At 68.6% G+C, this 16,033-nt stretch carries 10 protein-coding genes; 8 read left to right on the forward strand and 2 right to left on the reverse strand.

Going from position 1 to position 16,033, the window contains the following annotated elements:
- Nucleotides 1-150 precede the first annotated feature (150 nt).
- Nucleotides 151-2,613 (forward strand): chemotaxis protein CheB, encoded by a 2,463-nt coding sequence (locus EV685_RS08260; protein WP_242615480.1) that lies wholly within the window; start codon nucleotides 151-153, stop codon nucleotides 2,611-2,613.
- Between the two features lie 112 nt (nucleotides 2,614-2,725).
- Here EV685_RS08260 and EV685_RS08265 read toward each other — a convergent pair whose 3' ends face one another.
- Nucleotides 2,726-5,020, reverse strand: a complete 2,295-nt coding sequence (locus EV685_RS08265; protein ID WP_130481509.1) for an ABC transporter substrate-binding protein — start codon at nucleotides 5,018-5,020, stop codon at nucleotides 2,726-2,728.
- A 21-nt stretch (nucleotides 5,021-5,041) separates the two neighbouring features.
- Nucleotides 5,042-6,343 (reverse strand): BUD32 family EKC/KEOPS complex subunit, encoded by a 1,302-nt coding sequence (locus EV685_RS08270; protein WP_130481510.1) that lies wholly within the window; start codon nucleotides 6,341-6,343, stop codon nucleotides 5,042-5,044.
- Between the two features lie 231 nt (nucleotides 6,344-6,574).
- Between EV685_RS08270 and EV685_RS20595 the strand changes: the two genes are divergently transcribed.
- From EV685_RS20595 to EV685_RS08305, 7 genes are all read left to right on the forward strand, one after another.
- On the forward strand, nucleotides 6,575-10,708 hold the full coding sequence (locus EV685_RS20595) for a hypothetical protein (RefSeq protein WP_165396746.1): 4,134 nt from the start codon (nucleotides 6,575-6,577) through the stop codon (nucleotides 10,706-10,708).
- Nucleotides 10,709-10,812: 104 nt separating this feature from the next.
- Entirely contained in the window at nucleotides 10,813-12,114 is a 1,302-nt protein-coding gene (locus tag EV685_RS08280) for a hypothetical protein (RefSeq protein WP_207224784.1), read from the forward strand.
- Between the two features lie 474 nt (nucleotides 12,115-12,588).
- The gene (locus EV685_RS08285; RefSeq protein WP_130481512.1) at nucleotides 12,589-13,221 is read left to right on the forward strand and encodes a hypothetical protein; all 633 of its coding nucleotides are present in this window, start codon (nucleotides 12,589-12,591) and stop codon (nucleotides 13,219-13,221) included.
- Between the two features lie 21 nt (nucleotides 13,222-13,242).
- Nucleotides 13,243-14,046 (forward strand): hypothetical protein, encoded by an 804-nt coding sequence (locus EV685_RS08290; RefSeq protein ID WP_130481513.1) that lies wholly within the window; start codon nucleotides 13,243-13,245, stop codon nucleotides 14,044-14,046.
- 37 nt (nucleotides 14,047-14,083) lie between these two features.
- On the forward strand, nucleotides 14,084-14,707 hold the full coding sequence (locus EV685_RS08295) for an OmpA family protein (RefSeq protein WP_130481514.1): 624 nt from the start codon (nucleotides 14,084-14,086) through the stop codon (nucleotides 14,705-14,707).
- Nucleotides 14,708-14,747: 40 nt separating this feature from the next.
- Nucleotides 14,748-15,290 (forward strand): DUF4384 domain-containing protein, encoded by a 543-nt coding sequence (locus tag EV685_RS08300; protein ID WP_165396747.1) that lies wholly within the window; start codon nucleotides 14,748-14,750, stop codon nucleotides 15,288-15,290.
- A gap of 68 nt (nucleotides 15,291-15,358) precedes the next feature.
- Nucleotides 15,359-15,961 carry an OmpA family protein gene (locus EV685_RS08305; RefSeq protein ID WP_165396748.1) on the forward strand — a complete coding sequence of 201 codons (603 nt, stop codon included), beginning with the start codon at nucleotides 15,359-15,361 and terminating at the stop codon, nucleotides 15,959-15,961.
- Nucleotides 15,962-16,033 lie beyond the last annotated feature (72 nt).

A 16,033-nucleotide genomic window follows, 5' to 3' on the forward strand; every position in this document is an offset into this window, starting at 1 on the left:
GGCAGCTACACATACCAACGAGCGTCTGCGATGGTTTCAACGGTTTGAGTCTGCCAGAAGCACGCTACGCTGGCGCCCCCGTCCTGCCCGACAAAAGCGCCCATGCACCCAACTTTTGCCCCACGTCAACGGACTCACCGGGTGGTGGGCGTGGGGGCCTCTGCAGGCGGTCTGGCGGCGCTCAAGGCCTTGTTGCAAGGCGTCCCCCCGCAATCGGGCCTGTCGTTTGTGATCGTCCAGCACCTGGACCCCACGCGCAAGGCGATGCTGGTGGAGCTGCTTCAGGGCGCCACGCAGATGCCGGTGCGCGAAGCCACGCAGGACATGCCCGTGCAGCCCGATGTGGTCTACGTGGCGCCGCCCAACCGGGAGCTGACCTTTGCACAGGGCAAGCTCCAGTTGTCTGCGCCCAGCCAGCCGCGTGGCCTGGGCCTGAGCATCGACATCATGTTGTCCTCGCTGGCCAGAGATTCTGGCGTGTGCGCAGCAGGCATCGTCCTGTCCGGCATGGGCAACGACGGCACCTTGGGCTTGCAGGCCATCAAGTTGCAGGGCGGTCTGACGCTGGTGCAGCAACCCGAGACGGCCGCCTTCGATGCCATGCCGCGCAGCGCCATCGCGGCCGGTGCGGCGGACATCGTCTGCCCGCCCGAGGCGATGGGCCAGCGGCTGTGGGATCTGCGCGAAGTCCCCGCCAGCGGCGAACCGAGCGTGCGCGATGTGGCGGCGCTCGACGAGGTGTTGGACCTGCTGCGCCAACACTGCGGGCGCGATCTGAGCCAGTACAAGCTCAGCACCTTGAACCGCCGCGTGGCCAGACGCCTGGCCGTGCATGACCTGGCCGACCTGCCTGCGTACGCCACCTTCGTTCGCCACAACCCGCAGGAACTGGCGCTGCTGTTCCAGGAAATGCTGATCGGGGTGACCAGCTTCTTTCGCGACCCGACGGTCTGGCAAGAGCTGTTGGACACCGTGCTGCCGGTGCTTCTGACCCAGTCTGCTCACCCAGGCCCGGTGCGAGCCTGGGTGGCGGGCTGCTCGACCGGCGAAGAGGCCTACAGCCTCGCCATGGCCTTCTGCGAAGCAGTCGCCGCGCAGCCCGCTGGTCAGGCCCGCGCACTTCAGATCTTCGCCAGCGATGTCAACGCCGAGGCCATCGCCGTGGCCCGCCGCGGACGTTACCCAGCGGCCGCAGTGGCAGAGCTGTCGCCCGAGCGGCGCGAACGTTTCTTCGCGCCGGAAGGCCACGAAGTCGTCATCGACAAGGCGATCCGAGAGATGGTGTTGTTCGCTCAGCACGACGTGATCCTTGACCCGCCTTTCACCCGACTGGACCTGATCAGCTGCCGCAACCTGTTGATCTACTTCGACGCCCGCTTGCAGCGCCGTTTGCTGCCGCTGTTTGCCTACAGCCTGCGCCCGGGTGGCGCGCTCATGCTGGGCAGCTCCGAGACCGTGGGCAGTGCCAGCCGCCTGTTCGAGCCCGCGAGCGCCCGATCGAGGCTGTTCTGGCGCAGCACGCAGTCGGTGTTGGGGTCAGCCATCGAATTCCCGACACTCAAGCGGACCCCCTCGGGTCCAGCCTACCCGGAGAAAACCTTGCTCAACCCCTCCCTCGACGCTCCCTTGGAGGCCCTCGTCAGCCAGCTGCTGCTCGACGGGTTTTCGCCGCCGGCCGTGCTGGTCAACGCCCAGGGCGACATCCTCTTCATCAGCGGCAGCACCGGCCGCTATCTGGAGCCGGCGTCTGGCAAGGCCAACTGGAACCTGCATGTCATGGCGCGCCCAGGTCTGCGCGCCCAACTCGCCACCGCGCTTCGCCAGGTCTTTGTGGACGGTCAGCCGGTGACCACGCCGGCTCTGCGGCTGAAGGAGGACGACACGCAAGCGGTGGTCCTGCGCATCCAGCGCGTCAAGACCGCCACGGTGCCCCAGGGTCTGGCCTTGGTGGTCTTTCAGGACCAGCCGGTCACACGCAAGCGACGCAGCGCTGGCCTGCTAGCCGACGGTGCCAGCGCCGCCGAATTGGCCCGCCTGCAAGACGAGGTGCACGCCTTGCGCCAGGAGATGGTGGCCTCGGCCGAAGAGCTGCAAGCCACCAACGAGGAACTGCAGGCCACCAACGAGGAACTGCAATCCGCCAACGAGGAGCTGACCACCTCCAAGGAAGAGGCGCAATCGATGAACGAGGAACTGCAGACGCTCAACACCGAGCTGCAGTCCAAGCTCGACGATCTGGCCCTGGCCCAGAGCGACATGCAGAACCTGCTCAACAGCACGGACATTGCCACGCTCTTCCTCGACGGCGAACTGAACGTGCGCCGCTACACCGAGCAGATCACCCGCCTCATCCACCTGCGTCCGGGCGACATCGGTCGCCCTCTGTCGGACCTGGCCACCACGCTCGTCTACCCCGAACTCGAAGACGACGCCCGCGAGACCCTGCGCAGCCTCCACTTCATCGAGAAGCAGGTCAGCACCCAGAGCGGCCAGTGGTACCAGGTGCGCATCAAGCCCTACCGCACCCTCGCCAACCTGATCCAAGGCGTCGTCATCACACTGATCGACATCACGGCCGCCAAGGAACTGGAAGCCCGCTTGCGCGGCGGCTGATCGGGCGATGGCACGCCTGCAGGACGGCACCCTGGGGGCAGCGGACAAGGGCGTGGGATGACGTGAAGGGTCCGTGCAGAGCTGTCAGTGCAGAGATGTCGGTGCAGAGATGTCAATGCAGAACCGCCTGGGCCTGGCGCTCGCCACCCCGGCGGAATCCGTAGAGGGTCAACGAGGCACGAACGAGGTCGCCCTTGTCGTCGAAGGCGATCGGACCGGTCACGCCCTTGTAGCCGGTGGTCCGGGCCAGCGCCTGCAACACGCGCGCAGGCTCGATGGAATCAGCCCGACGCATGGCGTCGATCAGCACGCGGACGGCGTCGTAGGTGTAGGGCGCGTAGATCTGCACGTCCATGCCGAAGCGGGCCTTGTAGCGACGCTTGAAGTCAACCATCGGGGCGGTGAACTCGCCATCGACACCGCCGGACTCGTAACACAGGACGCGCCCGTCAACGGGATCGGCTCCGCCGGCCAGCTTGACCAGTTCGCCGCTGCAGATGCCGTCACCACCCAGCAGACGGGCGTCGATGCCCATCTGCCGCATCTGCCGCAGCAGCGGACCCGCCACGCTGTCCATGCCACCGAAGAAGACGACATCGGGCCGCCGGGCCTTGAGACTGGTCAGGATCGCGGTGTGATCGGTGGCCGGATCGTTGGTGAACTCACGCCCGACCACCTCGGCACCAGCAGCCTTCACGGCACGCTCGAAGGCGTCGACGACGCCGACGCCATAGGCCGTGCGGTCGTCGATCAATGCAATCTTGCGCGCCCCCAGTTGCTGGACGGCATATCGGCCAAAGGCCTCGCTGGCGTGCTGATCGTCAGTGATGAGGCGGAAGGTGGTCCGGAAACCCTGGCGGGTCAGCTTCGGATTGGTCGCCGACGGCGAGATCTGCGCAATGCCGGCTTGCTGATAGACCGCAGAGGCAGGAATGCTGGTGCCAGAGTTGAGATGACCCACCACGCCCACCACCCCCTGGGCAACCACCCGGCGGGCGGCCTCGACACCTGATTTCGGATCCGCGCCATCGTCGTCCGTGACCAGTTCGAACCGAAGCTCACGTCCGCCGATGCGCACGCCAGCAGCATTGGCCTCCTCGATCGCCAGACGTGCGCCGTTCTCGTTGTCGAGCCCGAGGTGAGCAATGGCGCCGGACGTGGGGCCGACATGTCCGATGCGCACCAGTGTCTTGCCCGTCGACAAGGACCCAACGGGGGGCGTGATCATCGCGACCTGGCTCGATGGACCGCTGGGTGCCGCCAGTCGGCGCGCAGCGTCGAGCCGCTGGCGGGCCTGCTGGCGCAAGTCGTCATCCTCGCGGCTGATCGGGTTGTCTTCGGTCCAAAGTCCGAGAAAGCGGTCCCAGGCCATGGCCTGGAGGTCGCTGCTCCCGGAAAAGCCAGTGGTCTTGTCGAAGTCCGCCTTCATGCGCTGCTGCCAGCCGTTCCAGGCTTGTCGGCTGGCCTCCTCGCGCTGCAGGTCTTCGAGGCTGATGCCGGTCGACGCGGTCGGCGGCACGAGCGCTGGCGCGGTCGCGGAAGAAGGCGGTCGGAAGTAGAAATCGCCCTTCAGGCTGCCCTCCCCCCACGGCTCCTGCTGCCCCTGGCTGACACGCTCCACGGCGGCCGCGACGCGCTTGAGCATCAGCTCGACGGGAACACCGGGCAGGTCGATCGCCTTGAGCAGTTCGGTGGTGTACAGGCCGTTGGCACCGGAGCCGTCAGCAGCCACGCTGCCCGGACGCGTGGCGAAGTGCATCAACGTGCCGCCCGGTGCGTCAGCCACTCGCGCCAGACCCCGGCTGGCGCTGCGAAACCCTCGGGCATAGGGGTTGTTGCGGCAAGCGTCAAGGATCAGCAGCTTCACGCCGGCCTTGGCCTCGTCGAGTCGTTCGAGCAAGGACCCGACGTTCAAGCTGTTGAGAGGGACATCGTCCTCGTTCTGGATCTCGGCATCGACCGCAGGCAGATAGTTCACCCCGCGCACCTGCAGGCCGTGGCCTGCATAGAAGACCACCACGTCATCGCCAGGCCGGATCCGGCTGGCAAACCCGCTGACGGTGCGACCGATCTGCGCCCGTTTCAGGTTCTCGACCTTGTGCACGGTGAAGCCGAGCTGCTGCAATTTGGCTTCCACGGCACGGGCGTCGTTGACGGGATTGCGAAGCGGGCTGTCGGCATATGCCGCATTGCCGATGACCAAAGCGAGCCGTGCTGCCTGCGCAGGCAGCGCCTGCAGCAAAAGAAGCAGGCCAAGGCCAACCAGGAGCCGGTGCGACGCAAGGATCGAGGACATGGCGGTGTTGGAAGGCGTCGACGGTTGGGATGCCAGAACTGTATCGGCCTGACCCTTCGCCGCCATCGGCAGACCGCCACCCGGCCGCGTGCTTTGCGCGAAGTGCTGCACGCCTGCAGCGGACCTGCCGCGTCAGACAAGCACATAGCCCACCAAGGCACCGATGGCCAGCGCCAGCGCCAGTCCCCAGCGTTGGGGGGTGCTCCGCTCACGCAGCACCTTGCCCTGCCCAGAGGCACCCGGGACCTGCGCGGCCGGTGGGTCGACGACCTGCCGAGGCAGGCGAGCCTCGATCAGCAGGGTGCCGGGCATCGCCGCCGTGGCCAGCATGCCGCCGGACTGCGGGGGCGCTTGGGCATCCGATCCGGGTTTGTCAACTGCTGCTGTGTGCACGTCGAACGCCGGCGCGGCGACCAGCCACTCAGGTCCGATCGCAGGCAGACGGGCCTGTCCGACCAGCGGCAATGGATCGCCCCTTTGCGACATTGCCGAGGCGAGTGCATCGGCGGCCGCCAACAGACCTGGCCAGCGATCGGCGGGCGCGGTGGCACACATGCGGCGTACGACCGCGTCGACCTTGGCCTGGCATGTCCCAAGCGTGTCGGACGCGTCGATCAGCGTCAGGAGGGCCACACCGACCGCATGCTGCATCGCGGCTGCGGCGTCGAGCGAACCGCCATCGAGCAGGGCCTGCAGGTGCTGGGCTTCGTCATAGCTGGCCCAGCAATAGCGATCGTGGTCGTCGCGAGGTCCTGGCAGCCGGGTACGGCCGGGCAGCTCGGCACCTGCCTGCTCGAAGACGCGTTTCAGGTGCGCCTGGTCGCGCAGCAGCACCGCGCGCAGTTCAGGGGCGACACGGGCCTGGTGGGGATCGATCCAGACGGGCCGCCTCAGGTCGAACCCGGCTTCGACCGTGTGCGCATGGTCGATCAGCCTGGGGGTGTGCAAACGCGCCTGGCCCCGGATGACCTCGGTCAGGGGCACCACGACGTTGCCTGCATGCAGGTCGATCACCAGCACGCCGGCCGCCGCGAGCGGTGCCAGCTGTCGCAACAGGTGCACCCAAACGGCCAATCGCTCCTGGGTCGACAACAGCGGGTCGCGCTCGCCCGGCGCCGGCTGAGCGAGGCGCTCCAGCGTCAAACCGGCAAAGTCGGTGACCAGCCAATCAGGGCGACCCATGGCGCGTTCTGACGGAACGGGCGCACCGAGGGCAGCCAGCCGGGCCAGCATGCGCCGCTCATGGGACAGCAAGGTGGCCGCATAGGCGGTCAGGCCCGTGTCGAGCGCCTTGACGATGCAGGGACCGTGTGCGGTGTCCAGCCAGCCGTAGCGGCTGTCCGGGCGCCCGCCGACCAGACGCCGACTGGCATCGAACCAGCGCGGCTCATCGACCGTCTGTGGCCATGGTTCTGCGGTGCTTTCAGGTGACATGGGGACGTCCATTGACCGGGTGACGCCGCCAAGGGACGCAGCGCCCGGCGGACCGTCGGATCGCCACAGGCGCAGCGGCGGATCCGACGTCCTCCTTGCGAGCACGTCCAAGAAGGACAACACCACGAACCGGCACCGTCCATGCACTTGCGATTAACCTGGCACCTGCCTCGGCCTGTGACGCTTTCGGCCCTGGCCCAGTGCTTTTCCCGGCCGGGGATGCGGCTGGGCATGGCCTTGCTGACGTTGACCTTCGCCTGGCTGAGCCTGCTGGGTCAGCACGAGCGCCTCTGGCAGCGTCTGCCCGTCACGGCAGCTGACCGATACGCAGGGGACGGCCTCGGGCTGGTGATTCCCGAACGGCCAGGGCTGGCCCTGCTCGAATCGGCATGCGGTGAGGACTTGTCCTGGATCGCACGCCTGCTGCCGGCGTCCAAGCGCAAGGAACTGGCCGCTTGCCTGAATGAACCCACCCGGTTGGACTCTCAGGTGCACTGGCGCGTGCTGGCACCAGCCGCCCTGACGCTGCTGGACGAGCAGATCCTGGCCGCACAAGCGTGGCAGGACACCGAACGTCGACGGGGTCCGGACCGACAGGTTCGGCTGCGCGACCGCTTGCGCTCCCTCATTGAACCGCCCGAGCAAGGCTGGCGCCGGTTCCTGCCAGATGCCGGTACGCCGGTGAGCACTCGGACACCGATGGGACCGGAACTCACGCCAAGCAGGCTGTCGGCAGGTCTCGCTCAGCGCCTGGATCAAGCGCGCCTGGACCGCGAGGCCTGGGCGGCCCTGGCGGCGGGTGACACCACCGTCGACGACAGCGGCCCGCCCGCGCTGGCAGGGGTGCGCTGGCGGGCCCGGGCCCTGCGGGCCAGCGGCTGGACACTGCTGGTGGACCATGGCGAACCACAGCCTCGGGCTCACCTGGTGAGCGACCGGTCCAGCCTGGCTGACCTGTTGGAACGGCAGCGACGGGCCCAGGCCCACGCCCAGCGTTGGCACGAGGGCGATCCCCTGTCCGGCCTCAGGGAACTGCCACTTGCCATGGCTCTGGGAAGCCTGCTGCTGCTGGCGGTCGTGGCGTGGCGCCAGCCACGTGCGGGCGCCGTCCTCTGTTGGGGCGCAGCCACCTTGCTGCCGGCACTGGGCGCCTTGCTGCTGACGGATCTGTCGCTGACCGGCTCGCCCGCCCTGCGCCATCTGGCCGCCCGCCAGTTCCTGGATGCCGCCGGCGTGGACCTGGTGCTGGCATTGCCAGGTGGCGTCTCGTTGTGGTGGCCCTTGGTGCTGCCCGGCCCGCTGCTCTGCTTGATGCACCGCCAACCATCGGGCTTGGCGCGGACGTCCGACCCGATGCGCAAGCGCCTCGCCGTGCTGGAACGACCGGTGCCAGCGCTGGCGCTGGGCGTGCTTCCAGCCGTGTTGTTGTGCGTGCTCATGCTGACCTTCAACCGCGCCGCAGCCCTGAGCGAACTGCTGATCGGGCTGGCCTGTCTCGGCCTGGCGCTGGCTGTCGCGTCGACCGCCGCGCAGGCCAATGCGGGCATCCCTCCATCCTGGCGGCACACGTTGCTGGTCGCTGCCTTGGCAGGTGGCGCGATGCTGACGGCCATGCTGCGCAACGACCACGGTCACGCCGCGATTGCCGTCGTGCTGCTGGGGCTCTGGGCATGGATGTTCCGGCCATGGCTGGCCAGCGCGACAGCCGGTCTCATCACCGCGAGTCTGCTTGCGGCACTGCTCTGGACGGCCCAGGACGCATCCCCTGTCGACCTCCTGCACACCGGCACGCACCTGCTGCCAGCCCATGTGCAGGAACGGTTCGAAGCCATGCAGGACCCCTTCGGTGCGGCGACGTCCGACCTGGCCCGCGTGCAATGGCTGATGGCGAGCGCAGGTCCTGCCGGTTGGGGTGCAGGCTACGTACCCTGGCAAGGTCTGCAGCCCGGGGCGAACGAGGCCGGCCTGCCCTTGCAGGGGCCCAGCGACTATGTGCCGGCCCTGTGGATCGCGCTGTGGGGCCCGAGCATCGGACTCGGACTGATCGGCCTGGCTCTGCTGCTGTTCTGCGCCGCCGCCGTCCGGGGGCTGCGGGTCGCGCTGGCGCCTGGACGGCGGACCGCACACCGGGCCCTGGCGGCCTGGGGTGGACTGGGTTGTGCCGCTGTGGCGACGAAGATCGTCTTGTCCACGTCGGGCGTCGCGGGACTCCTTCCGCTGACGGGCTTGCCGGTTGCCTTGTTGGGCTACGGCCCGGTGGCCAATGCGGCGGCCGCTTTCTACCTTTTCCTGGCGCTGGGCACGCCGGACCGCCACACACAGGCCGGCACACGCGCCAAAGGTGTCTGGCGTCAGGGGACTGGACCGGCTTCGGTGGGCCATGTGCGGCGTCGCATGGCGGCGCTGTCCTATCTGTTGGGCCTGCTGATCGGCGCAGGCCTGCTGTGGTGCATCCAGCACTGGGCGCGCGAAGGCGACCGCACCGACAGGCCCACGCGCCACCTGCCGCAATTCGACGTTCGCCTGCGCCAGGCACTGGCAACGAGCCTGACCCGCGTCGGTACCGATGTGGCAACGTCGGATGTCGCAGCCTGCCCGCCCTTGTACCGGGTTGTGGCCGACTGGAACCGACTGCTCGAACAAGCCGGCCATGCACGACACATCGACGCCGGGACCCTGTGGCGGGAACTCGCGACCGAACAGACGCCCGATTGCCGCAGCAGCGCGCGGCGCCTTGGCCTGGCGCTGGAACGCGACCGCCACAGCGCCGCGACCTCAGGCGCGATGCTGGTGGTCCTGGCGCGCCAGGTCGGCACGCGCGATGTCTGGTGGGCTCGCCCAGGTTGTCTGCTGGAGTCACCGCCCGACCGGTTCCCTTCGGCCGCCGTTGCTGTGGGTCGAGGGCTCCCGGTGCTGGACTGTGACGAGGAGGCACGGCATGCCCTCGGCGAACTGTCCTATGCCAAGTCCCTCGACCCCTGGCTGCTGGCTTCGGCCCGTCCAGGCATCGAGCGACTGCTGCAAGAACCGGCCGGAAGTTCTGTGGTGAACCACCATCCGGTCCGTCAGGGTCGTGCGGTCATGGTCACGCTGGATGCCGTGCTCCAGTCGCAAGCCGAGCGCTGGGTGCGCTGCCTCACCGGGCACTTGTCCACCTGCCCAGTCGACGAACGCGGACGGCCCGCCGCACCGACCGCGCCGCGATCCGATCAGCGGCTGCGCGCAGGGGCGATGGGCCTGCTGCTGGCAGAGGTCGACAGTGGCCGTGTGCTCGCCATGGCCGGTGCGGTATCGACCTGCACGCGCGCCAACCTGCAGCGCATGGCCACGGACGATCTGGCGTTGCGCAGCGCAGAAGATTGCGCCCAGCGACCGGATCGCCGCAACGCCTGGGTGCTGGGTCATCACCCCGCCACCTGGGCGGTGCCACCAGGCAGCGCGATCAAGCCGCTGGCCTTGCTCTCGGGCATCGAGTCCGGTCAGGTGCCACGCACCGATGACGAACGCTGGAAGCACATCCTGGCCGAAAGCCGCCTTCGCGCACCGGTTCAGTCACTGGCGCTGTCCAGCGCCAAACGTTATCTGCCGCTGATCGAGCGGCTGCTGCCACCGCGCGCCGAACTGATCGCAGGCGGCCGGTCTGACGGATGGTGGATCACGAACGCCGATGGGCTCGCGGGCCTGCGACCCAGCACCCTCGACTTCGAACAGGTCGAAGCCATGCGGCAAGAGAAGGCGCAGGGCAAGGACCTCGACCGCCTTCATCCGGCCAGCCAGGTGCGCGCCTACCTGGACGCGCGGCGGCTGGCCGACACGGCGCTGGGCGCAGCGGACGCCAGCGTCTCGGCCTGGGGGCTGATGGAAGTCTGGCGGGCTGTGGACCTGCGCGCTCGGGGACACGATGACGCACCCAAAGCGCACCTGATCGCCGGTCTGGGCGCTGCGACCGAAACCGTGCACCAGACCGACCTGAGGGCCTTCAGCGCTGACGCCGCCCGACGTGTACTGGCAGCCACTTCTGGCGTCACGGCCAGCCATTGGCAAGGGACCGCCCAAGGCAGTTGTCGGCGCGTGTTTGGGCATTGCGACCCCCAAGGCGTGGCCACGCTGTCGGGCAAGACCGGCAGCGCGGACTTCCTGCAGGCCGAGGACAGTCCCCACGTCAAGGCGGGTCAGCAATGGCCGGCCAAGTTGTTTGCTGCCGTGTTCACCGGGTCAGATGGTCGACGCTATGTGGTGTCCGCGATGTCCCTGCGCGCCCGCGAGGCCGGATCGGACACCCTCGAACTCAAGAGCTCGGCGGCGGCCGAGGCCGCACTCGGCCTGGTTCGTTCTCTGCAAGCGCCGCTGGCGTCACCGTCCTGATGGTTGCACTGTCCATGCGTCCTCCCTGTCACCGGCCGGTGCGCCGGGCCCTACCTGGTCAGAGATGGCCGCCACTGCGGAGAGACCACATGCCCTCGCTTGACGTGACCTTCGATGGTCGTCGAACCAGCACCCGGACCTTGATCCGGGACATCAGCCACCAGTTGGCCCAACACACGCCCCGGCGGATCGAGTTGCACTACGCGGATCGGTCGGACACGCGCATCGATCCGCCAGCGGTCCAGAGGGCCATCGTCGAGATGGTTCGCGAGCACGGCTGGCGCGATGTCGAACTGGCGATCCGTCCGCACCGTCTGCCGCTGGACCAGGCCACTGGCGACCACCTGCTGCGGCTGCACTGGCTGGAAGAAGACGGCACGTTCGCGCCGATGACGTCGCACCACCGCCCGGAAGGAGCGCCAACCAACGCAGCAGCTTGGTGGCGCACGCTCTGGTCACGTCGACCGAGCCGCGAGCGACTGAACCTGGCAACGGACGCTGACGCGACAGCGCCAGCGCCAGCATCTTCCGGCGAGGCCGTCCGGCTGCTGCGTGCAGCGGTCCAACGCGCCGCGCTCGACCTGACGCCGGAATCGAGCCTGCCCAACAGTCGTCCGGTGGTCCGACATCTGGTGGCGAAGGTCCGGGACGCGGCCCTGGCGCAGGCCTTGCGCCCCTACTTCACTGGCGAGAGCCTGGCCACGTCGCAAGCGATGTCCCGCTGGCTCGTCCAGGATGGCTGCCACGTCCCGGACCCGCTCACCGTCGAACTGGACAGCCGCGCCATCGCGAACCATGGCGGCACCTTTCTTGTGGACGCCGCCGATCTGATCGTGACGCTGAAGCCGTCTCGTGAGCCCCTGGCGACAGGCTTGACTGCCACGTCGGTGCCCCGGTCCGAGCCCAGCAAACGCCCGGCGCTGGACCTGAGCACGGCCTTGCCTGCCGGGCGTGGCGACGCCACTCCCGACGTGCAGCTCACCTGGGTCGGCACGCTCGACGGCCGCTTCGAGCATCCGGTGCCTCTGCCGTCGCGCATCTTGCCGATGCGCATCGACCGGGAACTGCTCAGCGCCACGATGCCGGCCCTGCACAAGCCGGCGCTGCTGGCCGTTGCCAGCCAGAAGCAACCGCTGCAAGTGCTGCGCAACGCGCAGGGTCGCATCGTCCTGAAGTCACCCCGTTCGGAGTCAGGCCGTGTGCCCCTCTACCGTTTGCACCCGGGGTTCGAGCCCCTGCCGGAGGAGCTTCTGCTGATGGATGCACCGGTCATGGTGGTGGTCAACGATCCGTCCGGCGTGCTGCATCCGATCACGGGAGAGCGGCTGCCCGCCCTGCTGATTGAGGTCCGCCCTGGGCTCGCGAAGCACACCGCTCGCACGTCCAGCCCGAGCCCGATGCCCTGAACGCGTCGAGGGGTCGCCGGGTCGCCAGGTCGACCTGACCCTGGCCGTGGCTGTGCAAATTGTCACAACCTCATGCAACACCATGCAGATGCGTTGACACAGCCTCGCAGGGGCTTGCGGCTAGCATGCTTGGGATCTGACCCAGATCAGACTTCACAGGGAGATCCGCATGCCCACAGGACGATGGTGGCGTGACGTCGTGACGACGTTGGCGAGCCTTGCTTCCCGCCTCGTTCGCACGCGGCGAACGACCACGGCGTCGTCCGCGCGGTGATCCCCCTAGGTCCAGCGTGCTGCGCGGCCCTGCCCACCCGTGGCACGTCGTCGACGCCTGCGACCGGGTTTGCGTGGCGCAGGTGTGAAGCGGTCCCGCCGGTCCACCCGATCCGACGTTTGCGGCCCGAGCCCGTCCCTTGAGGAACCGATGCTCATGTCCCTACCCGCCCGCCCCGGGCCCGTCTTCTGGAGCCACTGATGCCCAAGCCTTCTTTGCCCAACTCCCGACGCGCGTCGCGCACCCTGTCAGCCACCGTCCTTGCGCTGGCCTGTTGCGCTGCGGTGGCCGCCGGCACCGCCAAGGACGTGGTCGTCGACCGCGTGCTGCAACCCGCCCTTGCGCCAGCCGGCGTGGTGGCGGCGGCCGAGGACGCGATGGTGGTGAGCGTGCTGCTCGAATCGCCCGATGGCACGCTGAGTCCGCGCGGCACCGACAAGCTCTTCCAGACCGGTGACCGTTTCCGCGTGAAGCTGGTGGCGTCGCGTGACGCCAAGGTCTCGCTCTACAACACCAATCCGCGCGGTGAGACCGGCAGCAAGCCACTCTGGGAAGGCGTGGTCAAGGTGGGTCAGGACACCATCAGTCCCCGCCTGGCGCTGACTGGCAGCTCTGGTGTCGACCAACTGCATGTGCTGATGGAGCCGCAAACATCGGGCGGCGTGTTCGCGTGGCTGGGCAACTGGCTGGACAACTTCAAGGACGGCCGACCGGGCAGCGCCAACAAGGACATCCAGCTCGACGTGCAGAACACCGAGACCGCCAGCTACCTGGTGAACCACGGCGGTCGCGGGCTGGTGGCCACGATCCGCATCGTCCACACCGCACGCTGAACGCCAGCACCGGAGCCCCCCATGCCATCCCGTACCTCCTTTTTCCCGCCCATCCGTGCCACGGCCTTCCTGCAAGGTCTGGTGCTCGGCGCCACTGTGGTCCTCAGCGGCGTGGCCGTGGCCAACGATGCCGACAAGTCGGTGGCCGTCGAGCATGTGCCCGCCTTTCCCGCGCTGGAGCGCTGGGTGTCGGGCCGCGTCACCGGCGCGATCGATGCACCGCTGACCCGCGTGCAGACGATCCCGCTCAGCCTCGCGGGTGCGCCGCAGGCCGAGACCTACCAGCCCCTGCCAGTGATCCTCGGCCTGCCCGAGCTGCCGCTGATCGGCGCCGGCGCCGGCCGCACGGACAGCGCCTGGAGCGCCGGCTTCAACTACCAGGGCCTGGCACTGCGCCAACTGGTGCTCGACGGCAAGGGCACACAACACCAGCTGCGCCCGCTGTCCGCCGGCATGCCGGCCGGTGCGCGATTCAAGCTGCGGATCACCGCAACCTTTGATGCCGTGGCCGAGGTCGATCAGGTCGTGGGCGACGCCTGGTATGGCCAGCGCGTCGGTCAGGTCTACCCGAAGAAGGGGATGTCGGTGTCGATGAAGGCCGGCGAGACGGTGGACCTGCCGCTGGGTGCTCAGGCGTACTTCGTGATGGGCCGTGCCGCCGACCAGCGCCTGGTGCTCTCCGTGCGACATCCGAAGGCCATCGGCAGCGCGCGAAGTGCTCAGCCCGCCTATCGGCAAGACGGACGCAACGGCAGCACCTATCTGCAGCTGGTGCCCTCCGGCAGCCATCCGGTGATCGAGCAGCAACTCATGCTGGCACGCTGAGGCGTCGCCCCCACCCACGATCGACAGGTCACGACCCATGCGATACCCCCCCTCACAAGGCCTGCGCCGCCGCTTCTGCGCCGCCCTGCTCGGCCTCGCCACGGTCTTCGCCGCACAGGCAGCCGACACCACCGAAACCGAGACACCCATCCTCAAGTCCGGTCAGATCCTCGAAGCCCTGCGAGGCAAGGACATCGTGCTCGACACCGCGGGTGCGGGCGTTCGTCCAGGCGCCACGCCGCGCGCGGCGGGCCGGCGCGATCCTGCGGTGCATCTGCAGGTGCGCTTCACCTTCGACTCGGCCGAACTGCTGCCCCAAGGCAAGCGCCAACTCGACGAACTGGCCATGGCATTGGGCGACCGTGCCCTCGCACGGTGGGGCTTCCTGCTGGCGGGCCACACGGACCGGGTCGGCGCCGCCGACTACAACGTGCAACTCAGCCTGGCGCGGGCCGAATCCGTCAAGGCCTACCTGGTCGAAGCCCATCGCATCGATGCCCAGCGGCTGCAGACGCTGGGCTACGGCTATGCCCGCCCGATCGATGCGCAGCTACCCAATGCCGCCATCAACCGCCGGGTCGAGGTGCGCCGCATCGCCTTGCCGCCTGCCCAGCCAGCCGCGCCGGAGACCGGTGGGCGGCTGGTGCCCACGCCCCGATGAGCCGTCCATGCACCGCGACCCCAACCGCCAAGGAACAACGATGAACTTCCCCGCCTTGCGTCCCCTCTTCACCGTGGGCCTGCTCACGCTGGCCGGCCTGTGCAGCTTGCTGACCGGTTGTGCGGCAACGTCAAGCGCCGCGCCTGCCGCCAACGTCGCCACTGCCTCCGTGCAACAGCTCGACACCGTGCTGCGTGGTGCGGCCAGCAACCGCCCGGTGTCCCTCCAGTTGTCGACGAACCAGGTCCGCACGGGCGACACGCTGGGTGTGCAGCTGCGGGCGACGCGCGGTGGCCATGCCTACCTGTTCCAGCTGGGCACCGATGGCAAGACGCTGTCGATGGTCTTCCCGAACGCCGTGGACGGTGCCAATCACCTGGCCCCGGACACGACGCTGGTCCTGCCGCGCGAAACCTGGCGCATGACCGCACGCGGACCGGCCGGGTTGGGCTACATGCTGGCTGTGGTGACCGACCAGCCGCTCGACCTGCTGGCCCTGCAAGCCCAGGTCCAATCCGGCAAGCTCGAGATCGCCGGAGCCTATGGCGCCGGTCTGGCAGCCCTGCGCGAGGTGGCGCCGTGAGGCGAGCGAGAACCAGCGCGCAGCTGCGCCACGGGCTGGTCAAGCTGCTGAAGGCGCTGATGGGGCGGATGGCACTGACGGTGAGGATCACGCTGGCACTGTTGGCGGGTTGCCTTGGCACGGTGCACGCTGCCACCGGCGTGCTCACCGACCCGAGCGAGGACGAACTGCTGCACTTGCTCGACCCGCCGCCCGTCGCCCGCAGCTTCAGCCTCGCGCCGCGGCCCTCCAGCACCGATGGGTCCTGTCTGCCGACGACGGTGTCAGGGGCCGGCGCGGCAACCGGCAGTGCCTCACGCAATCTGGTGGTCGTACCCTACGCCGCCGACGAGGGCGCAAGCGTGAACCTCGCGATCGAGTTCGACACGGGCTCGGACAAGATCAAGCCTGCCAGCCGCCCGCTGCTGACCCGTCTGGCCAAGGTGCTGGCCAGCACCGCGACCGGCGGTGCGCGATTCGCGGTGGCGGGACACACCGATGCCACCGGCTCGACGGACCTCAACCTGAGGCTGTCCTGCGCCCGCGCACTGGCGGTCCATCGGCAGCTGTTGCGCGAGGGCGTTCCAGAAGGCGCGATCTGGCCGTACGGCTTCGGTCGCGACAAGCCCCTGGACCCGGGTGGCGGCGCCTCGGCGCGCAACCGGCGGGTGGAAATCCGCCGCGCCGACTGATGCCCAAGCCACCGCCTGAACGCCGCCGATGCCGATGCAACGGCTCCGCCGCACGTGTCCCGGACACGCGCG

This window comes from Sphaerotilus mobilis, assembly GCF_004216565.1.
Lineage (GTDB): Bacteria > Pseudomonadota > Gammaproteobacteria > Burkholderiales > Burkholderiaceae_C > Sphaerotilus > Sphaerotilus mobilis.